The following is a 22,360-nucleotide window of genomic DNA, read 5'->3' as shown; positions in this document are numbered from 1 at the left end:
TAGCCTTACTTTTGCTATAACAGTCCAATTTATTGTGAACACACAAAAAACATTACAACCAATTGCCGACTAAGATAAACGGTGCCCAATAGTAGGGATGGTTATAGCCTTGTTGCAATAAACTTAATTGGGCATGGCGCAAGGCAGTCGCTTTATTGAGAGTTCCCTGGTTCAGTTCTTTGTAGAACTCTACCATGAGTTGAGCGGTGGAATCATCTTGTACTGACCAGAGTGTCGCCAGCGTGCTGCGTGCCCCTGAGCGAGTGGCAATTCCAGCTAAACCTAGAGCCGCTCGCTGATCACCTATAGCGGTTTGGCAGGCACTCAGAACCAGTAATTCAATCGGATAGTCGGGTTCAACTTGAGTGGAACGTAGGAGAGTCTCGAAGTCTTTGGCTTTAATTTTTTTATCCCACGCCAGAATAAATGTTTCTTCTGGATCAGAACTAAACTGACCATGAGTGGCTAAATGAACCACTGAAAATGGCTGGGTTTGGAGGTTATCGGTCAGGTTGACACTGGTAAAGTCCTGATTTAGAAGTTGTAAGGCGGGAACCTTATTCGTAATTTGCGACAATTCCCACTCGACGGCAGGTAGGGGCGAAAACCCCGAAATGGACTGACTCACGCCTGCGGTTAAGACTTTCAGTTGCCCGGGGATTAGGGGTTGCGGTGAGAGCAGGTGTAAGCTGGGGGCGATAGCTAGGCTATAGGTTTCTACGAGATAGTGTTGACCATCGTATAGGGCTGCCATGGGTAGATTCCGCAAGGAACCATCAAGGACAAAGACTAACGTGGTGATGTCGCTTTGGGCTAATTCAGTCTCAGCCGGACGGATCAGCCAGTCGTAGAGGTTTTGCGCCAAGGGCAAACGTTCTTTTTTTAAAGAGGTGGGTCTCAGGGATTGGCGCATTTGGTGAATGATTTGTTCAACTTGGACAGAGGAAGCCTGAGTCGCATAGTGGCGTAAGGGTTGCCCCGGTAAAGATAAGATAACTTCTAGTCGGTCAGGTAAGATAATCGGATAGAAAACGGCAGCGGTGGGATCAATGTGATCAATTTGTTGGGGTTGACTGGTTAAACAGGCTTCTTGGAAGAAGTTATCCAGTTCTGCTAGTTGTAGGGATTCAATTACCTCACGGGCTTGTTTGAGGTGGGCTTGGCTCACCTCTTTTTCACCGGGAAGGGGTTGCAGGAGTAAGCCGACGAACTCCCGATAGACGGGTTCTACACTCTCGCGGAAGGAAAATTGAACGGTGTCGTTAATGGCGACTAAATCAGTACGGAGTGATTGCAAGGTGTTCACGGCTTGGTCATAAGCTGCGATCGCACCTTGGGTATTGCCTTGAGCCTTGAGTAATCGTCCCAGTTGCCATTGCCAGCGATAGGCAAGTTCTGGCGCCTTGATGGATTGAGCTAAGGTTAAAGCCTGTTCGGTGAGGGTTTGGGCGTTAGCGAGTTGCTGAGTTTGTTCGTAGAGTTGACCCAGATAACCGAGGGCGTAGGCTTCCACCTGTCGATCTTTCAGGGTTCTGGCTTGTTGGGTAATGGTGGCGAGTAACTGGGCAATTTCTGGGACGTTCCCAGATGCATCATGGCTCATCTGCATCAGGCTGCGGGCGACGTTAATCTGGGCATAGAGGGTTTGGCGACTGACGGGGAGTTGGGCGAGTTGGGGTTGCAGTTGAGTCCACAACTGGCGGGCGGCTTGTTGCTGCTGAGTTTCGACGAATAAACTAAGCTGATTGGCTTGAGCCTGGAATTGGAGAGTTGGGGAAACCGTGGTGGCGGCGGCTTGTTGGTAAAATTGGATGGCGTCTTCGATTTGGTTTTGGGAACGGGCGGTATTGCCGAGACTAAAGAGGATGGCGGTACTATCTGGGGGGGAAGGTAAGGTTTTCGCGATCGCCAAACTTTGTTCGAGGATTTGTCGAGATTGGTTTAAGTCGCCAGTAATCCGCAGCAGATCACCGAGCGATCGTAATCCGGCTATCTTAGTCAGGGAATCTGGTTGGGCGGCTAAGGTTTGCCGGATTTGGTCTAACAGGTTTCTCGCCCGCAGGTAAAGCCCCAAGGCTCTCATGGCGTGGGTTTGGTTAATTAAGCTGCGTGTGACGCCTGTTTTATCTCCGACTTGTTGATAGGTTTTCGTGGCTTGTTCCCAGGTAGCGAGGGCGAGTTCGGCTTGTCCTTGTGCCAGTTGCAGATGACCTTGGGTATTGAGGGCTTGAGCTAATATTTTTAAGGGGTTTTGGGATGTGTTTGGGTTGGGGGTGGACAGTAAGGTAAGGCTGGTTTCAATGGCTTGATTGGCTTCATGCCATTGTCCCAACTGGCGATAGGCTAATGCCAGATTACTCAGCACCATGGCTTGATTTAAGGTATCGCCTTGAGTTGTAAAGGTGTCTAGGGCTTGTTTCCAGATAGTTATCGCTGCCGCATATTGTCCCCTTTGATAATCGTTTTTACCTTGGTGTACGAGTTGGGAGGTATTAGTGTTTAGAGACTTGATCACAGGTGACGTTTGGGCAGTCGTTTCTACTTGAGTTACGGTTGCTACGGTTGGGGATATAGGCAGATTCAACAATAGCGTCATCAGAGTAACGCTGATTGCCAAACCCAAATACTTGAGGAATTTAGGTTTAAACCATAATGTCAAAAATTGCGAAATCCTTGTAGTGCGAGCATCTTGCTCGCTACCCATTCCCAATTTAAATGCGTGACAGCTTAAGCTTTTGTCTTCACTATTGCCCATTCCCCATTCCCGCTTCGCGTAGCGCTATACCTAGTAATCTGAACAATTAGCCGGGTTATTCCAGTTCCCAGAAGGTGTAGCTGTAGGAAATTCAGCCACTAAAATAATCTGTCCATCCGCCGTTTTCACCCAACCTTGAGCCTCGATAATTTGATTGGGAGAATCATTTTGTCCCCTCTCCATTTCTGCTTGTACCTGCATCTGTGTCTCCTCTGACAGAGTGCCTAAATCATCTAAAACAGTATCCAAGGTAAGCACATCATCCGGAGTGGGTGGCACACCGCCTCGCCCTGTCACCACAAATCGACTACCGCCATTCTTACCCATTGCGGGACAACCTTGGATAATTTGCCCCGTCGGGTCAACAAAATTGCTGGGTAATTCTGTCAGTCCCCGACTAGGATCAAGGGGGCTATTGAGTGTAACATTACCCGGAGAACCAAATTGGGAACTGGCATCAATATCATTCGTGCGATTTTCGGCAATAGCTGGACGTTCTTGAATCCCGAAAATCCCTTGACCTGAGATAGTAATGTTACCGCCGTCACCCTGATCAGCTTTGGCAATAATATCACTACCATTCGCACCATCTGGGGGTAAGACGATTAAGTAGCGAGTATCAATATTGATATTACCGCCATCAGCATTACTAAAGGCTTCGGCAGAAATTAAACTTTCGTTGCTCATCAGCAACACATCCGATAGATTGAGGTTGATATTTGCCCCTTCCTGGGCGTTAGTGCCTCCAGTTTCTGCTGTCAGTTTGCCTTGGTTGAGGTGTAAAGAATTGGTAGTAATTAGCAGATTTCCGGCTTGTCCAGAGGGACTACTAACGGTGACGGCGGCTTGATCCTGAACAGACAGTCGTCCTGTTTTAATGGTTAAGTTTCCTGCTGTACCGCCTTGAGTGGCTTCTACCGATAAACCTCCGTCTCCATTTAAGTCTACAGATTCGGTGGCATTGATAGTTAAGCTGCCAGCTTTCCCTGTTTGAGTTGATGCCGCAATCAGACTATTGTTGACATCTAAGGTGTCTAAACTTTGTAGGGTAATGTCTTGACTTTCACCAGAGATGTTGGAGGCGGAAACTTGCGAATTCTCTGTTAGGGTTAACTGTTGAGTATTTAGGGTGACACCGCCTGCTTTCCCACCTTCCGCAGTCGCGGCGACGGAGAGGCGACTATTATCACTCACTTGCACTAAATTAGCCGGATTGGAGTTAGTATTAATAGTTAAACTTCCCGCTTCACCCGTTTGAGTCGAGGCGGATATAGCACTGTTGTTGCTAATTGTCAAAGTATCCAACCCTTCTAGGGTAATCCCCTCACTACGACTAAAGATATTAGAGGCTAATATCTGTGCCTCATTTTCCAGAGTCAACTGCTGGGTATCGAGACGAACTTCTCCCGCATTGCCACTGCTTATCGCCGCCGCCGACAGTTCCACGCCATCAGTGAGGGTAAATTGGGGAGTCGTGACCAATACATTCCCCGCATCACCTGTACTGCGGCTTTCTACCGCTAACCGTCCCTGTCCCGCAATAGTAATCGCTTGCGGCGCACTCAGGATTAAATCGCCACCTTTACCACTCCCAGAGGTAGAAGCTGATACTTGGGAGTCAGGCGCTAGGGTAATATCTAGCGTTGATTGATCCTGATAGGGTTTCAGAGTTAATGTTCCGGCGGGGGTTGGTCCCTCAGTTTCGGCAAAGACACCCACGATTCCGGCTAAATTCATAGTCGAGGCATTTAAGGTAATACTCCCCCCGCCCTCTGTATTCGTGGCAGTTTCAGTAGCAGTGGCGGTGATCCGGGCAGTGTCAGAGAGGGTTAAGCTGGGGGTATTGATAATAATGCTGCCAGCTTTACCTGAGTCACGGGTTTCGACCGACAAAATCGGGGAAAAATCATCCACACCAATACCCAGATTCACCGCCGTGGGAGCATTAATTTCAATTGTGCCACTATCGCCACTCCCGTCGGTGAAGGCAAATACTTTGGCTCCCCTGGCAACGGTTAAGGTGGAGGTATCGAGGGTAATGGTTCCGGCGTTTCCCTCTGCTGTGGTTGAGGTAGACAGTTCAGTTTCTTGGATATCTAAATAGCGACTGGTCATCTGAATGTTACCCGCATCACCTGCGCCTGAGGTTTCTGTGGTAATCCGTCCTTCTCCCTGAATCGTTACCGAATCGGGAGCGATTATTGCTAAATTGCCCCCAGTTCCCTGATTAGAGGTCGAGGCAGAAATAGACGTATCCTGTTCCAGATTAATGTTTAGGTTTTCTCCATTGGGGTGAGATTGAAGGGTAATGTCTCCCGCATTGCCAAGATCGTCTGTAGTGCTGATGATATTGGCTCCGTTTTGTAGGGTTAACGCTGGGGTGGTGAGGGTAATCCGTCCAGCATTGCCTTCATTGGTGGTGCCTGCAAATAGTCCGCCACGCTGAAGTTCCCCTTCATGGGAATATACACCTTGGAACGTGATGCCTTCTCCAGCATTGATATCGATAGTTCCGGCATTTCCGAGGTTACTGGTATTACTAATAATTTGACTGTTATTGAATGTAACTAAACCGGGGCTGCTTAAAGTGACATTCCCTGCTTGATCACGACCATTGGTGTCACTTTCAATGGAACTATCGTTGACGGTGAGATTACCTGAACTGGTGACAGTGACATCGCCCGATTGTCCTTGACCACCAACCTCCAAGGTTATGGGAAAAGGAAAAAATGGTATTTGCACTTCCACACGTCTGCTCGTCAGGATACGGGTATTGGCAATGGATAAATCTCCAAACCCATTGATCACAACATCTCCAGCTTCAGCAGAAGAGGATAGCGTTAAGATTTCCAGATTGGTTATGTTGTTTTGAGCAGCTATCGTAACATTTCCACCCCTTCCTGCTGTGCCTCTCTGAGAGAAGGCGAAGGAAGACAGGAGTGAGTCACCAGACGTTCCGATAATATCGCCACCTTTAGCCATCAGAGAAATTTCTCCCCCATTCCCGGCATTTGCCAAGATAGAGACCGAGCTGGAATCCAAATCAGCGTTGGTCGTAATATCACCGGAATCAGAAGAGAGAATAATCGCCCCTCCATTCCCAGTACTCCCAGAGAAAGAAAACGATCTGGAGTTCAACCGTTGGTTGGTCGTGATATTACCGGAAACAGAGAACAGAGAAATCACCCCCCCATTCTCAGACGCTCCATACAGTGAGAACGACGAGGAATCCAAATCAGCGTTGGTCGTAATATCACCGGAGTCAGAAGAGAGAATAATCGCCCCTCCATTTTTGGCAGCTACCCCCTGTGAATACGATCCGGAGTTCAAAGAATCGTTGGTCGTAATATCACCGGAGTCAGAAGAGAGAATAATCGCCCCCCCATTCCCAGCAACGCCACCGAAAGACTGCGATCCGGAGTTCAACCGTTGGTTGGTCGTGATATTACCGGAAACAGAGGACAGAGAAATCGCCCCTCCATTCTCCGCAACCTGATTCTGCGAGTTTGACTCCGATATCAACTTACCGTTGGTCGTGATATCACCGGAAACAGAAGACAAAGAAATCGCTCCCCCATTCCTGGCAAATCCCCATGAGAAAGACGAGGAATCCAAAGAACTGTTGGTCGTAATATCACCGGAGTCAGAAGAGAGAAGAATCGCCCCCCCATCCCCAGAGTCCCCACCGTAAGAGTCCAACGAGTACGAACTCAAAGAATCCTTGGTCGTGATGTCACCGGAAACGGAGGACAAAGAAATCGTCCCCCCATCCCCCAAGTCCGAGTACGAACTCAAAGAACCGTTGGTCGTGATATCACCGGAAACAGAGGACAAAGAAATCGTTCCCCCATCCCCAAAGTCCCAGTACGAACTCAAATCAGAGTCCGAGTACGAATTCAAAGAACCGTTGGTCGTGATATCACCGGAAACAGAGGAAAGAGAAATCGCTCCCCCATCCCCAGAGTTCGAGTCCGAATTCAAAGAACCGTTGGTCATAATATCGCCACTGGCTCTCAGAGTAATTGCCCCTCCCTTAACCGAAGAGGAAGAATCGATGGTTTCTACAGTGATACTGCCACTAGCATCAAGACTAATCGTGCCAGCATTAACAGGATGGTTCGTCTCCAAATTTTCCACACTGATGCTACCGTTGGTGGCATTGAGATTGATTGAGCCACTCTTTCCAGTAATCGGAGTTTTAAATATCAGTTGTGTCCCAATCGCTTCTCCCCAAGGTGCAGTATCACCAGCCCGGAATAACGTGCCAGAATCCCCACTATAATTATCAGTTACACTCAAAGTCCAAGTTCCTGTGGGATTCTCACCCTGAAAAACCGCCAATCCTCCAACACCTTCAGGTTGAAATGTTCCATTATAAGAACCCAAATATATACTAATATTCGATACAGCACTAGCCGGATTAATACTCGTCGTCGCTTCATCATCGAGTAGGGTGTCCTGGAAATTATCATCGGAAAAATCAAAGGATTCCACACCACTGAACAACTCTAACTCTGTCCCACCTGGTGAGCTAAGAGAAACATCAAGATTGCTATGGCTAGTATGTTGTGCCGAAAACCGCACATCCAGATTCTCGACAGTTGACACCGAATCAGGCACAGTGAAGGTGAAGATAGTGGTTGTTCCATTGTCCGGAATCGGTCCACCTGCATCTACATCTACTGTTGCGATCAAGTCACCTCCCTCAACCGCACCTACGGTATCAATATGTCCCAAGGTCAAATTCGCCCCGGCAATCCCAATATCCCGTCCATTCGTATAGAGGGTATCTTTGAGAGTATCCTCCATCACCACCGAACCCACCCCGTCACTATCTGCATCGGCAGTTAACGCAATCCCCCCACTTCCAGAGGCAAAGTCTAAAGCATCATCGGTTAAATCTTCAATCCGAATATCATTCGTTGCCTGTAAAATAACAGTCGTATCCCCCGATAACCCCTCCAACTCCGACTCATAAATTGTCGTCGGTGCCGCATCATTAATCTCACTCAATGGCGCACTCAAAATCGCCCCCGTCACCCCGGAATTATTCCCAGCAAACGTATCCGTACCATCCGCCGCACTGTCTCCAGAACCATTGGCAATCACAATATCCGTCGGGTCAAGCAGTAACGTCCCCGATACCCCATTCACCGCCGTTGTATCCACCGTTCCCCGAAATATCAGCTGTTCCTTTCCCGATACCTCGACGAACCCACCATTTCCCCCATCAACTCCCCCACGGGCGCTAATTGTGCCATAAAAACCTGTCACTTCATCTGCCCAAACGAAGACATTACCCCCATCGCCCGTTGTCAAAGCATCCGCGTTAATCGTTACACCTGAACCAATGAAAGTACGCAACGCATTGGCAACATCACCCTTACCCTGAAACCCTCCGCCAATCAATACCGTGCCACCACCCGTCTCGGCGGACACATCAATCTCAGCATTATCTAACAACCCCACCCGTTCTCCTAACACCTGCACCAACCCCCCTGGTGCGATGAGAGAACCTGTACTGGTAACAATGCTGCCGAATAACGTCACCGATTCTCCTGAATTGACCGCTAAATTTCCCTGATTAGAGATAGTTCCTCTCAGTGAATTCGTTCCATACTGCAATCCGGGTGTGATATTAATCGTCAACAATGGCGGCGCTTGGGGATTCGTGGCGCTAAACTCACTGCCATCAGGAAACGTAAAACGATTGGCGCCAGAGGCAAAAAAGGAACCGCCAATATCCAACCGGGCATTCTCCCCGAAAATTATCCCATTGGGATTAATTAAGAATAGATTCGCCGTGCCATTCGCCCGAATCCACCCATCAATATCGGAAATCTTAGCACCCGTTACCCGCCCAAAGATATTCTCAATATCCAGAGCATTATTAAACAATGCCTCATTCCCCGTTGGCACAGAAAATTCTTCAAAACTATGGAACAGGTTTACCCCTCGCACCGTTCCCCCATCAATCTGGCAAATTGGACACCCCGTCACCTGAGAATTTACCGGCAGAGTATTATCGGGAACAACTTGAGCGGAAGCCGGACTCAGATGCGCCAACAAAGCCAAAGCCATACTGCTCATCATTGAAACTCGAAATCTCGCCTGTGCCATAGCTGATGAAATATGGGGGGTAACTAGGTTCTCCTCCTACTATAGTCCGGGTTAAATCTATCGGCAATAATTCACTGGACTTTGGACAAACAAAGTGCCAAAGTGCGATCGCGGTTGGGAATCTGGTGTTTTTTGAACGGGTTTCAGGTTAATATTAAAATATGATATTGGGACATAAAACCAAATGTAGGGGCGGGTTTAGGAACAAAATTAATGGAGCCACCAATCACCTTTATACAAAACCCGCCCTGCCCCAATCTTTCACTAATTCCCTAAAGTCCCAATTTCGACATTTTTTTGGTGCGATCGCGGTTGAGAATAAGGTGGGTTTTGTTGTCCATTGATCGGTGGGGGAGGCGGGTTTGTGTTCCATTATCGTGAGAGGGCGGGTTTTGTTGTCCATTATCGGTGAGGGCGGGTTTTGTTGTTCCATTATCGGTGAATATCTGAATTTAGTCCCTAAACCCGCCCCTACAATTGTCCCTAAACCCGCCCCTACAATTGTCCTAAACCCGCCCCCCCGTCTGTTGATCCTTTACCACTGGGGTAAATTCATCATTAACTGTTCTGCGGCTTGCCGATTCAATGGCTTGGAGAAAAAGTATCCCTGACCATATTCACATCGCCGCCCTCTCAGTTGGGCTAACTGCATATTCGTTTCTATCCCTTCTGCCACAACATCCATGCCTAAATTGTGCGCTAAGGTCACAATCGCTTGCACAATCTCTCCATTTTCTCCTGCATCCCCCATCCGACTGACAAAGGAACGGTCAATTTTTAAGGCATCAATGGGAAACTGATGTAAGCGACTTAACGACGAATAGCCAGTGCCAAAATCATCAATGTACAACTGAATATTCAATGCCTTAAGTCGCTCCAATAAAGCCGACGCCGAATCGGAATGTTCCATAATGCCGCTTTCGGTAATTTCTAACTTGAGAGTGCTGGGATTGACCTCTGTCTCTTGAATAATTTGGGCAATTTGCTCAATCAAATTCGTTTGGGAAAACTGTTTCCCCGACAAATTAACGCTCATGGTTAACGGGGGATAGTGGGGAAACTGTTGTTGCCATTGGCGTAGCTGATAGCAGGATGTTCGCAACACCCACTGACCAATGGGAATAATTAAACCTGTTTCCTCGGCTAACGGAATAAACGCGCCCGGTGAAATCATTCCCTGTTCTGGATGCTGCCAACGCACCAGCGCCTCAAACCCGGTAATTTTACCTGTCCCCAAGGAAATAATCGGTTGGTAATAAACCTCAAGTTCTTGGCGTTCAATTGCCCATCGCAGTTCAGTTTCCAAGCGTAACTGGGCAAGGGCGCGACCAGACATGGCGGTGTCAAACATGACATAACAAGCGGTTCCCTGAAGTTTTGCCCGATGCATGGCGGTATCGGCATCTCGGAGCAAATCCTCCGCTCGGTGATACCCCATACCACTCAGGGCAATCCCGATACTGGCTGTGGCAAACACCTCATACCCATCTAAGTTAAATGAGGATTCCAACGTTTGGTGAATCGATTTGGCGATATCTGTGGCTGCTGCCGTATTGGGGATATCATCCAGTAGAATCGTAAATTCGTCCCCCCCTAACCGGGCTAAGGTATCGCTAGGGCGTAAGCACCCTTGTAATCGCTCTGCGATCGCACTCAGCAGTCGATCGCCGACCAGATGCCCTAAACTATCATTAATCACCTTGAAACGGTCTAAATCCAAGACAATCACCGCACATAAATAGTCCCAGCGTTGCCCTGCCCGTCGCAACGCATACTCCAGCCGATCCATGAATAATGCCCGATTCGGTAATCCGGTCAATACATCGTGGAAGGCATCGTGGAGTAACTGTTCCTCCATGCGTTTGCGATCGCTAATATCCACCACCTGACTAATGTAGTGTAAGGGTTGACCTTGAGCGTCTCTGACCAACACAACCTTCAAAATAGCATTGACAATCCTGCCAGATTTTGATATTAATCGCCGTTCAGTTTGCAGATGAGAGAGTTCCCCCTGCAACAAGGATTGGTGTTGGGTAAAATGGAGTGCCCGTTCAGTCGGGTGGCTAATTTCTGTAAACGTAAGAGCCAACAGTTCTTGAGCCGTATACCCCAAAGCGTCACACAATGCCTGATTAACCTTGAGGAATTGACCCTCCAGGGATGTCATTGCCATGCCAATGGGAGCCAGTTCAAAGGTGAGGCGAAATTGCTCCTCACTTTTGAGTAAAGCCGCTTCTGCCTGTTTGCGTTTGGTCATATCGGTAGCAATTCCATCCATGCGAATGGCAATACCCCTATGGTCATAAATTAGGCGGGCGCGATCGCGCAGCCAACGCACTTCGCCATCCGGTCGTACAACCCTATATTCTAGATCTTTACTCCCCTGGTGCATCATTCGATTAGATGCCCTCTCCACCCGTTGGCGATCATCAGGATGAATGACGAACTGCCAGAGACTGGGACAATCCACAAAGTCGGATACGGGGCGACCATAAACCCTTTCTGTCGCCGGATTCAGGTAAATAAACTGTTGATTTTCCAGAGACGCTGACCAGACCACATCATCTAGAGACCTGAGAATACTATCCAGCTTTTCCTCACTCTGTCGTAGGGCTTCCTCTGCCTGTTTCCGTTTAGTAATATCGGTTTGAATCCCGACAAAGTGGGTTAAATAGCCGTCTCCATCAAAGACGGGCGACACATAGAGTTCATTCCAGAACGTGCTGCCATCTTTGCGATAGTTCTGTAGAATGACATGGCACTCTCGTTGCTCTTGAATCGCTGTCGCTAACTTAGTCACCCCGGCTTGATTATAATCAGGTTCTTGCCAGAAACGGCAGTTGTGTCCAATCACCTCCTTTGCGGTATAACCCGTCATTGACTCGAAGGCGGGGTTGACGTAAATTACCGGATTATCCGGCTGATTGGGGTCAGTAATAATCACCCCATTATTACTCGCCGCGATCGCTCGCTGCATCAGATAGAGATTCGCCTCTGACTGCTGATGTCCAATCGCCAAGGCTAAAACATTGGCAACCGCTTGGAGAAAGTGAATGTCATCTTCACTAAAACGGCGCTGGCTGGTGGTATGCGCCCCCAACACTCCAAAGGGTTGCTCTTGACCCGGAATCACCACACTCACACCACTGACTACGCGATGATTGTAGAGCAGAGGGGGTCCACTAAAGCGAGTATCAATCGGTAGATCTTCAACCACAACAGGTTCTTGAGATATCAGATTATAACCCGCTTGGGAATTCCTGTTGGCACCGACTAAAGCATACCCAACTAATCCCGGCGACCAACCCACACCCGCTTTTAGTAAAAACACATTACCATTGGGTAGGAGTTCTAACACTTTGCAATACTCAACCTCTAAGGTTTGAGCAATCGTACTTACCGCTTCGTCCATCAGGGTATTTAAATCCAGTCCCGAAAGCGCCCGTTGGCTCAATTTAGCGATAGTTGCTTGCTGACGCGCCCGTACTCTCAGTTCTTGGTCTGGCTGTTCTCTATGGGTCAGATCTCGAATAACCAGTTGGGTTGCTCTTTGACCTTGATAAATGGCGGGTAAACGGGCAATTTCCACATCAATGATCTGACCGTCTAACTGTACAATTTGTTCGGTAACAAATTTTGTGGGTAAGGTTAGGGCGTGAGGTGGATTCGACCTTCGTTTGTGATCAGAGAATTTCTCTGTATACTCAGAACCAATAACTTGGTGATCTTCCCTATCTCTCTGATTTCCCTGATCCTTAGGGTTAAAGTCTGACCAAGGTTTACCGATAAGTTGGTTGTGACTAATGGTTCCCAGTAGTTTGACACCTCTAGGATTGATATAAACCAGGGTTCCCTGATGTTCGAGGGCGATCGCGTTGGGAGATTGTTCGACCAACGTCCGATAGCAAGCTTCACTGTCTTTGAGAACGGCTTCTGTTTGCTGATATTGGGTAAGTTGCTGGTAGGTATCACTGATATCATGGAATACACTCAGAATTGCTTTTTCCTGATTTAAGGTCAACACCTGCATCGATACTGTTACCCACAACGGCGTGCCATTAATTGTATGAACGCAAAGTTCCTCATTCTGGACAACACCCTTTTGGTCTAATCTGGCTAACAGTCTTTGCCAGTCGGCAGGATTTTCATAAAAATCGGGCATTGAGTTACCGACTAACTCTGAGGTAGCAACACCAAATAGTACGTTCGCGTGGGAATTTCCGTAGACAATCGTGCCATCAGAGACTCGTGCGATCGCGACAGGTACAGGAAAGGCTTGAGTAATCGCCCGAAATTGTTCTTCTTGCTGTTGCAGTTCGGCGTTAGTGTGTAGACAGTTTGCTATCTCTTGCTTCAGTTCATCCGACTGGGCGATCGCGCTGCCTTGATCGTACAATTTGCAAGTATAATACTCTTCCGAGTTAGAGTATGAAGGGGACAAAATGTCTAGCTTCTTGACCTTGGCAACAAACGGTAACCATTGCCATAAGCCGATCGACAGCAGTGCAAATCCCAGCAGATAGACCAGTGTCATTGGAATCGGCGTATCGATTAGATTCAGGTTTAGGGTGGTCAAACCAAAAGTACGGTTAACTAAATCCATAAACCCATCCAGACAAATTAAGCCGTAACCCGCCAGCATATAGAACCAGCCCGGTTTTCGTTCAATCTGTGATTTTGAGCCGATCCACCACAAATAACCAAGAATAGGCATCATTAGGGACACCCTGAGGCTCCCGATTACAATTTCCCTCATAATTCATTTAGGGCAAGCGTGAGTCATCAACAAAAGGAACAGTCTATTTTGGAAGATCCAAACGTTTGTCAGATGTTTTCTTAAAAACGAAATAACACCAAACATTCACCTTAACTGGCTAAGAGTAGAACTCCCTGGTGTCAGATTAAGTTTAGTCCGATGCATCTGCCCTGATATTTCTTCGCCAGAGTGGTATATTCAGTAATTTTTCAGCAACATCTGCTTATTGACACCAACTTGGGGATAAAAAGGAACAGTAGATTGGTGACGACAAGTACGTCGCCATCTGTTTGTATATTAGAACACTAACTTCGTCTTAGCCGTTGACAAAATCGTCATACTATGCATTGAAAAAGCGAGTATTCTAGTCTGATTTTCCCAATCCAGTACCAGCGCCCATAGGATGACTTGACTGACTCTAGCCCTATAGTCTCTTGTCCCTTCAAAGACGCTCAGCCAATCTCAACTTGGCAGAACGAGCACGGGGGTTTTCATCCCGTTCCGTGGGTTGTGGAGTTATGGGTTTTTTGGTAAGCACCCGCAATATTGGTGAATCCCGCAAGTGGTGTTTAACCAGACGGTCTTCCAAGCTGTGAAAACTAATAATACCAATTCTGCCGCCTGGTTTTAACCATCTAGGCGCACAATTGAGAAATTTTTCTAGGGAGGATAATTCTTGATTAACGGCAATGCGAAGCGCTTGAAAGGTGCGCGTGGCGGGGTGAATCCTACCATAACGGTATTTTTTGGGAACGGATCGCGCGATCGCCTCGGCTAATTGGGTGGTTGTCTCAAAGGGGCGACGTTCCACAATTGCCCGGGCAATCCGCCGGGATAAGCGTTCTTCACCATACTCATAAATAGTATTTGCCAGTTGGGTTTCATCCCAGTGATTGATAATCTGGGCGGCGGTTAAGGATTGGCGTTGATCCATCCGCATATCTAGAGGGGCTTGATGGCGAAAACTAAAGCCGCGATCGGGAATATCCAGTTGGGCGGAACTCACCCCTAAATCAGCAATAATGCCATCAAATAACGATTCGGGCGGTTGATAGTCCACAAAATTCCCCCGCCAAAATTGGATGCGATCGCCATAAGAGGCTAACCGAGTTTGAGCGGCTGCGATCGCCTGGGCATCTTGGTCAATCGCAGTAACACGGACATCTGGGGCAGCAGATAGAATTAACTCACTATGTCCACCTCCACCCACCGTCGCGTCCAAATAATGCCCACCTGGACGAATCGCCAATCCAGCGATTAACTCCTGACTTAAGACTGAACGATGAAAAAACTGCGCTGTTTGCGCGTCAAACTCCATATAATTAAAGGGATGCAACAAAAGTAAACATAAGCGAAGCGATCAGCGATGAGCAATAACGGTTGTCAATCGGTAGGGTTGGTCAATTCAATCCCAAGGTGGACACAAATCAATAGACAATAAGGGTATTCAGAAAAAGATTCGTGCTAATCGCGCTCTCTGGTACAGGATGTTATTGTACCCTTACCCTAGAACGTTACCTGAATGTCTATGTTAAAGCGTCATCGCTAAGAGTTGGGGAAACCAAATACATCACTATGGCACAAATCGAAACTAGAACCGACCCAATGGTTCTCAACTTGGGTCCTCACCATCCGTCCATGCACGGCGTTCTCCGCTTAATCGTCACTTTAGACGGGGAGGATGTGATCGATTGCGAACCGGTTATCGGCTACCTGCATCGCGGTATGGAGAAAATAGCCGAGAACCGCACGAATATTATGTATGTCCCCTACGTGAGTCGGTGGGACTATGCAGCGGGTATGTTTAACGAAGCGATTACCGTTAACGCCCCGGAAAAGTTAGCGGATATTGAAGTACCCAAACGCGCCAGCTATATCCGCGTGATTATGCTGGAGTTGAATCGCATCGCTAATCACCTGCTGTGGTTAGGACCTTTTCTGGCGGATGTGGGGGCGCAAACGCCTTTCTTTTACATCTTCCGGGAACGGGAATTAATTTACGACTTGTGGGAAGCCGCCAGCGGACAACGCCTGATTAATAATAATTACTTCCGTATTGGTGGAGTAGCGGTTGATATTCCTTATGGGTGGGTTGACAAATGTGAAGACTTTTGCGATTACTTCGCCCCTAAAGTCGATGAATACGAACGCTTAATTACCAACAACCCCATCTTCCGCCGTCGCGTTGAAGGGGTGGGTACGATTACCCGTGACGAAGCAATTAACTGGGGACTGTCAGGTCCAATGTTGCGGGGGTCTGGCGTGAAGTGGGACTTGCGGAAAGTTGACCACTACGAATGTTATGACGACTTTGATTGGGATATCCATTGGGAAACCGCTGGGGATTGTCTCGCCCGGTATTTAGTTCGGATTCGGGAAATGCGGGAATCCCTAAAAATTATTCGTCAGGCATTAAAAGGATTACCGGGTGGTCCTTATGAAAATCTGGAAGCCAAACGTATCGCTGAAGGCAAGAAATCTAAGTGGAATGATTTTGAGTATCAGTTTAGTGGTAAGAAAATTCCGCCAACCTTTAAGATTCCCCAGGGTGAACATTATGTTCGCCTAGAAAGTGGAAAGGGAGAATTGGGCATTTTCATTATTGGGGATGATAATATCTTTCCCTGGCGTTGGAAGATTCGTCCACCGGATTTCAACAACTTGCAAATTGTACCCCATATTTTGCGGGGAGTGAAAGTGGCAGATATTATGGCGATTCTTGGTAGTGTTGACGTAATCATGGGTTCAGTAGACCGCTGATTAAGTTATAGATACTGGGAGGAAGTGGCACATCAACTAACGTGCCACTTTTTTTGGCGATATAGCAATAGACACATCGATTAGGACGTTCGGCACCATTGTAGAGACGCGCCATGGCGCGTCTCTACTTTTTTCTTCGCTATTGCCTATTGCCTATTGCCTATTGCCTATTGCATAGCGCTATATGTCTCCATTAATGTTGATGTACTCCCTACGACTCTTGCTTGTGAACCCGATTCACCGGAAACTAGAAAAGTTGTGCCAAAACTCGTCCAGTTGAGGGGGAGAAAATTGTGACGTTTACATCAATTCATGCTTGTAGAAAAAGCATCCGTCAAAAGATGGAAAAATGCCGTATGGGTACGTTAATGCTAATTGAAGGGATTGACGAAACCCGATTTTATCGCCAAGCGCATTCGGATTTTAGTCCCGTGGGTTGGCATTTGGGTCATATTGCTTTTACGGAAGCGTACTGGATTCTAGAACGCTATGCTGGCTTAAAACCCCTGTTTCCAGAGTATCATCGGCTTTTTGCGGCGGATGGTTTACCCAAGTGCGATCGCCAAAAGTTACCGTCTCTGGCAGAAATTCAGGATTATCTGGATATCGTCAGAACTCAAGTCTTTGACTATCTGGAAATTGCCCCCCTGGATCACCAAGAACGCTTATGGCGATGGTTAGTGCAGCATGAGAGTCAACATACTGAAACCATTGCCTTTATCTTGCAATTACACCACCTATCGACTCAAGGTAATACCCTGTGCCAAACTGGACGTACACCTAGGTCATTCATTCTGACTGAATCCTTTGTACCTCAAGGAGATCAGACGCCGGATAAAGGACAGATGATTGAAATTCCGGCGGGTGAGTTTGAGATGGGAAGCGACGAGATTGATGCTATGGATAACGAACGTCCGTGCGATCGCGTTTTTTTAGATACCTACTGGATTGATCGCTACCCGGTTACCTGTCAACAGTATCGGGCTTTTATTGAAGCGGGGGGATATCAAAATCATAACTGGTGGTCTGTGGAAGGATGGAAATGGTTGCAGGATAATCCTGTCGCCTATCCCCTCTATTGGTCCGATGAACCCTTTTGGGATAATCATCCGGTTTATGGGGTGAGTTGGTATGAAGCCGAGGCTTATGCTAATTTTGTCGGCAAGCGATTACCCAGTGAAGCGGAATGGGAAAAAGCGGCAAGTTGGGATGTACAAAAGGGATGTCGTCACATCTATCCCTGGGGTGATACGGAACCCACATCCTATTCTTGTAATCACGATAATACGGTAGGACATACGACTCCGGTTAATGCCTATCCCCAAGGAAAAAGTGCATCAGGTTGCTACGACATGCTGGGGAATGTTTGGGAATGGACAGCCACTTGGTTTGACGGATACAAAGGATTTGTCAGTTATCCCTATCGCGGCTATTCTCAAGCCTATTTTGATGGCGAACATCGAGTTTTGCGCGGTGGTAGCTGGACAACTCGTCCGTGGGGGATGCGATGTAGTTTCCGCAATTGGTATTATCCCAGTGTGCGTCAAATTTTGGCTGGATTTCGCTGTGCGACGGATGGATAATTCGTGAAGGGAGATGGGGTGAGGGGGTGAGAGGGTGAGGGGGTGAGGATCAGGGCGGGTTTTGAATTGACGTTATCATCAATAGCGAAACAGAATTCCCTAAACCCGCCCCTACAGACGCGATGCACGAAATCTCTGTAACCCTAAAATCTATTGTTTATCGTTCTAAACCTTTAACCGATTAACGATTTCTACTATTAATCACCGCCGCAAAAAGTAGATAAAGTACACCAAAGGCAATGGCAACTTCTTCAGCACAGATGTGACTCAAGACGCGATCGCAATTCTAGAACGAGTTCCGGGTATGACTGAATGGTTTATGGGGGTTATGTGGGTTGGATTCACAGTGAAGGGTTGAATTCTGCGATCGCCCAAATTAGACGAGAGTTGACTTAACTTTTATTTTTATCATCTTTTATCTCAAATGAATTGAGGTAGATGCTGAAACATTTGCAGAGATTCTTCACTCCGCTTCAGTTCCTTCGCTTTGCTCAGGATTCAGAATGACACTAATATAGTAATACAACAATGTCATGCTGAGTGGAGTCCGTAGCGAAGCGAAGGAACGGAACGAAGCATCTCATTACTCAGTTCAAGAGGGAGAGTTTTCACGTCGCCCAAAATTTACTAACTCAATAAAACAAGGTGAATACCTATTACGTCTACATAATGACGAATCGTTCAAAAACGCTTTATACTGGCGTAACAAATGATTTATATCGTCGCGTATACGAACATAAACAAAAGTTGATTCCTGGATTTACACAAAAATATAATATTAATCGACTCGTTTATTATCAGGAAACTTCAGATATCAGGGAAGCAATCGCCCGTGAAAAGCAGATTAAAGGGTGGTTACGTGCTAAAAAGATTGCTTTGATTGAATCGATCAATCCTCAATGGCGTGATTTGAGTGCAGATTGGTTTGAGACGTAGAGAACATGAGGGTGATCAGTGATGTATTTTGCCAGAAAGTCTTCATTGTGCGATCGCTCCCCCAAGAATGACACGATTCGACTTAAAATAGGTTAGGCTTTGCTATTCACTTCCTTTGGGGGTAAGCTCGGATGGGACGCGACACATTTGTAGAGATTCTTCGTTCCGCTTCGCTCCACTCAGAATGACAGTATTGGATTCTACTCAGAATGACAGTATTGGATTCCACTCAGAATGACAGTATTGGATTCCACTCAGAATGACAGTATTGGATTCCACTCAGAATGACAGTATTGGATTCCACTCAGAATGACAGTATTGGATTCCACTCAGAATGACAGTATTGGGTTCAGGGATGAAAAGCTGGAATCCTAACGGATATAATTATAGGATCATAGTATAGCGATCGCCTTTGAGTCGTGAGTGAAGACAATCCAGAATAAAAGCGATCGCAACTACATAGCTCTGACTTCACCCAGATTCGTTTGCTCGCTCGTAGTAGGCACTTTAGTGCCATCAAGTCAGCGCTATAACTTTTCAGCTTGATTCAAAACCGCTTTAATCAACAGGGGTAAGATTATGATTAGTTCTCATGATACCCACACCGAGGACACTCGCCCACTGAACCGTGATCCGAAAATCGAATCCGTTTGCCGATTCTTGGAGGATATCGAATCCCATTTTAAATATAAAACCCTTTTACATACCCAGCACCCGATTTCCCGTAAATCTCTCTATGTCCCGATTCAAGTCACCCGTGAACGCAATTATCGTCATGAGGTGGAAACCTTCTGGGGATACGCGGAATCAGAAGCTGAACTGAAACGCGCTTATGCGATTAAAAATCGCGACGTAGAAGCCAAGCGTTATCGGGTTCCCTGGGAACAGGCAAAGAAAAACTATCAACGCTTGATGGTTTTGGCTGATCCGGGTATGGGGAAAAGTGCGCTACTCCGCCGGGAAGCCGCATTAACGGCAGCCAGTGAACGGCAGAAATTGGTGGATGCTCAAATTACCGTCGAGGATGTGGTTTTTCCCCTATTTATCCGCTTAGTGGATTTACATGAAACCGCAGATGATATTGCGGTGGCGATCGCATCCCTGGTTCAACGGGATTATCCCACAACCTGGGCGGATATTCAACCCTGGTTACAGGCGAAATTGCGTCAGGGGAAATGTCTGTTGTTGTTCAATGCATTAGATGAAGTTCCCAAACGCGATCGCAATGCCTTAGCCACGAAACTGAACCAATTCCTGGAAACCCATCCCTGTCCGATTATTTGTACCTCTCGGATTGTCGGGTATGGTGGCGCGTTTATTAATGGGGCAAAGGAAGTGGAAATTATTCCCCTGAGTCAACCCCAGATTGAACGATTTATTCACGCCTGGTTTAAACATGGCACCGATTCAGAAAAAGACGGGATTTCGGCGGCTAGCTTAATTGAACAACTGCGACAAAATCCTCAACTGCGGGGCTTGGCACAAAATCCTCGATTACTTTATTTACTGTGCAGCTTATATTATGAGCAAGTTCTGACATTACCCGCCCGTCGCAGTCAAATTTATCAGAAAACCGTCGAGTATCTCCTGAGTCAATGGACGCACCATCGGGGGTCAGATAGTGGGGTGAAAATCCGCTTATTGGAAGACCTCGCCTATCAGTTTACCTGTAAAGGGCAGGAGGTGTTTGATTCTCAGGAATTGAAACAGGAAATCGCTAACGCCCTAGAACAGGATCAGGGGTTAGAACCCTTACGCCAACAAACCCCCGCCCAACTGTTGGTGCAACTGTCTGGAGAACAGGGGATTCTGCACCGCTTGACTCAAGAAGGCGATCGCTATGTGTTTATTCACCGGATTACCCAGGATTATTTAACCGCCTGTTATTTGCAGCGGGTGATTCAAGACAATCCCAGTCAGGGTATGGCGTTGGTGAAAGCCCATTTGTGGGAGTATGATTGGCATCAAAGCATTAGTCTCCTGGCGGGGTTAATGGATGATCCGATTCCCTTATTCCAAGCCATTGTTCAGGAAAAAGATGATATCTTCTCGACCTTACTCCTGTTAACTGGACGGGCGATCGCTGAATGTAAGCAATTGTCTCATCCTTTAATTACCGAAGTGATTGACCACATTTATGACTTGTGGCATCATTACCCCTTTGTTGGCTTCATTGCTTCTACCGTTGTCGCCTTGGGGCAAACCAATTCCCAGATGGCAGAGAAGTTACAGCAGGACTTGGATGAGAAACAATATTATACCCGTAAGGATTTCGTCGCGGCGTTAATTGCCGCCTTGGGTCAAATTGGCAGTCCCTCCGCCGTCGCTACGTTAATTAAAGCCCTAAATCAGGGACCTTGGTATGTGCGCGGGGAAGCGGCGACTGCTTTGGGTTATATTGGCGATGCCGAAACCGTGAAAGCGTTAATCCCCGCCCTGCGGGATGAAGATACCGTGGTTCGGGGTGAAGCAGCAGCGGCGATGGGGCGGATTGGCACATCGGCGGCGATACAGGCGTTAATTATTGCCCTTCATGATAACGATAGTTATGTGCGGGGGGAAGCGGCGATGGCATTGGCGCAGATTGGCACACCAGAAGCCTTGCAGGAATTGGTTAAGGTGCTGAATCACCCGGATAGCTTTGTCCGTTGGCAAGCCAGTGGCGCGATTCATCTGGAAAATCCCACAGTCGTGCAGGCGTTAATCCAAGCCCTGAATCATCCCCAGGATCAGATTCGCGAAGAAGCGGCGATGGTATTGGGGAAAATTGCCACCAAGGAAACCTTAGAGGCGTTAATTCCGGCGCTGCAAGATGCTGATCCGGTGGTGCGAGAAGAAGCGGCGGAAGCTTTGGCGCGTTCTGGAAATCCTCAGACGTTGGAGGTGTTAATTCCAGCGTTAGCGGATACTGATCCGGTGGTGCGCCAGGAAGCAGCGGCGGCGTTAGGGCGGATGGGGACAACTCCGGCGTTAACCGCATTAATTCCGATTCTCCAGGATCAGGATAAACGGGTGCGAAAACAGGGAATTGAGTCATTGGGGAGAATTGGTACTCCAGCGGCGCTACAAGCGTTAATTCCCCTATTAAAAGATGGCGATGGCGATATCCGAGGCGCAACGGCGACAGCCTTGGGACGGATAGGTACTGCACCTGCTTTACAGGCATTAATGCCCTTGCTAAAGGATAATGACTGGTTTGTTCGGGAGCAAGCGGCAATGGCATTAAGTCGGATTGGCACCCCGCAGACATTGGAGGCGTTGTTGCAATTCCCGACAACTGAGATTGAACGCCCGGAAATCTTGACCTTGATTCGCACATTGGCGGTGCGGTTTAGTCGGGAGAAGTCCCCGTTAGTGCCAGTGTATCCGGAGTTAGTGGGAGCTATGGGGGGATTCCGTCGGTTGGGGCGGAAGTTGAGTGGAAAGCGATAAAACCCATTGGTCATTGGT

The 22,360-nt window shown here is 47.6% G+C and carries 9 protein-coding genes; 4 read left to right on the top strand and 5 right to left on the bottom strand.

Annotation, left to right across the window (positions count from 1 at the left end; translation table 11 throughout):
* Positions 1–52: 52 nt before the first annotated feature.
* The 4 genes from MC7420_RS23865 to rsmH form a co-directional block, all read right to left on the bottom strand.
* Positions 53–2,755, bottom strand: coding sequence for a CHAT domain-containing protein (locus MC7420_RS23865; RefSeq protein ID WP_006103615.1), 2,703 nt, complete (start codon positions 2,753–2,755; stop codon positions 53–55).
* Between the two features lie 30 nt (positions 2,756–2,785).
* Positions 2,786–8,848 (bottom strand): two-partner secretion domain-containing protein, encoded by a 6,063-nt coding sequence (locus tag MC7420_RS23860; protein ID WP_198016542.1) that lies wholly within the window; start codon positions 8,846–8,848, stop codon positions 2,786–2,788.
* 562 nt (positions 8,849–9,410) lie between these two features.
* Positions 9,411–13,592, bottom strand: coding sequence for a PAS domain S-box protein (locus MC7420_RS38450; RefSeq protein WP_006103549.1), 4,182 nt, complete (start codon positions 13,590–13,592; stop codon positions 9,411–9,413).
* 481 nt (positions 13,593–14,073) lie between these two features.
* Positions 14,074–14,949: a 16S rRNA (cytosine(1402)-N(4))-methyltransferase RsmH gene (gene rsmH, locus MC7420_RS23845; protein WP_006103634.1), complete on the bottom strand. Its 876-nt coding sequence runs from the start codon at positions 14,947–14,949 to the stop codon at positions 14,074–14,076.
* A gap of 257 nt (positions 14,950–15,206) precedes the next feature.
* On the opposite strand from rsmH, the gene MC7420_RS23840 reads away from it, so the two are divergent.
* Positions 15,207–16,391: an NAD(P)H-quinone oxidoreductase subunit H gene (locus MC7420_RS23840; RefSeq protein ID WP_044209341.1), complete on the top strand. Its 1,185-nt coding sequence runs from the start codon at positions 15,207–15,209 to the stop codon at positions 16,389–16,391.
* Here MC7420_RS23840 and MC7420_RS40300 read toward each other — a convergent pair.
* On the bottom strand, positions 16,369–16,506 hold the full coding sequence (locus MC7420_RS40300; protein WP_157453300.1) for a hypothetical protein: 138 nt from the start codon (positions 16,504–16,506) through the stop codon (positions 16,369–16,371). The genes MC7420_RS23840 and MC7420_RS40300 overlap by 23 nt on opposite strands.
* A 178-nt stretch (positions 16,507–16,684) precedes the next feature.
* On the opposite strand from MC7420_RS40300, the gene MC7420_RS23835 reads away from it, so the two are divergent.
* From MC7420_RS23835 to MC7420_RS23825, 3 genes are all read left to right on the top strand, one after another.
* On the top strand, positions 16,685–17,974 hold the full coding sequence (locus tag MC7420_RS23835; RefSeq protein ID WP_006103664.1) for an SUMF1/EgtB/PvdO family nonheme iron enzyme: 1,290 nt from the start codon (positions 16,685–16,687) through the stop codon (positions 17,972–17,974).
* A gap of 645 nt (positions 17,975–18,619) precedes the next feature.
* Entirely contained in the window at positions 18,620–18,910 is a 291-nt protein-coding gene (locus MC7420_RS23830) for a GIY-YIG nuclease family protein (RefSeq protein ID WP_269546327.1), read from the top strand.
* 579 nt (positions 18,911–19,489) lie between these two features.
* Positions 19,490–22,342, top strand: coding sequence for an NACHT domain-containing protein (locus tag MC7420_RS23825; RefSeq protein ID WP_052307544.1), 2,853 nt, complete (start codon positions 19,490–19,492; stop codon positions 22,340–22,342).
* The last annotated feature ends 18 nt before the right edge of the window (positions 22,343–22,360 follow it).

Origin of the sequence: Coleofasciculus chthonoplastes PCC 7420, assembly GCF_000155555.1 — a bacterium.
In the GTDB taxonomy this organism is placed as follows: domain Bacteria; phylum Cyanobacteriota; class Cyanobacteriia; order Cyanobacteriales; family Coleofasciculaceae; genus Coleofasciculus; species Coleofasciculus chthonoplastes_A.
This window is presented reverse-complemented; position numbering and strand designations above follow the sequence as displayed.

Coding starts and splice junctions, on each gene's coding strand:
- MC7420_RS23865 (WP_006103615.1), bottom strand. CDS start 2,755: ATGGGCAATAGTGAAGACAAAAGCTTAAGCTGTCACGCATTTAAATTG.
- MC7420_RS23860 (WP_198016542.1), bottom strand. CDS start 8,848: ATGATGAGCAGTATGGCTTTGGCTTTGTTGGCGCATCTGAGTCCGGCT.
- MC7420_RS38450 (WP_006103549.1), bottom strand. CDS start 13,592: ATGATGCCTATTCTTGGTTATTTGTGGTGGATCGGCTCAAAATCACAG.
- rsmH (WP_006103634.1), bottom strand. CDS start 14,949: ATGGAGTTTGACGCGCAAACAGCGCAGTTTTTTCATCGTTCAGTCTTA.
- MC7420_RS23840 (WP_044209341.1), top strand. CDS start 15,207: ATGGCACAAATCGAAACTAGAACCGACCCAATGGTTCTCAACTTGGGT.
- MC7420_RS40300 (WP_157453300.1), bottom strand. CDS start 16,506: ATGGCGCGTCTCTACAATGGTGCCGAACGTCCTAATCGATGTGTCTAT.
- MC7420_RS23825 (WP_052307544.1), top strand. CDS start 19,490: ATGATTAGTTCTCATGATACCCACACCGAGGACACTCGCCCACTGAAC.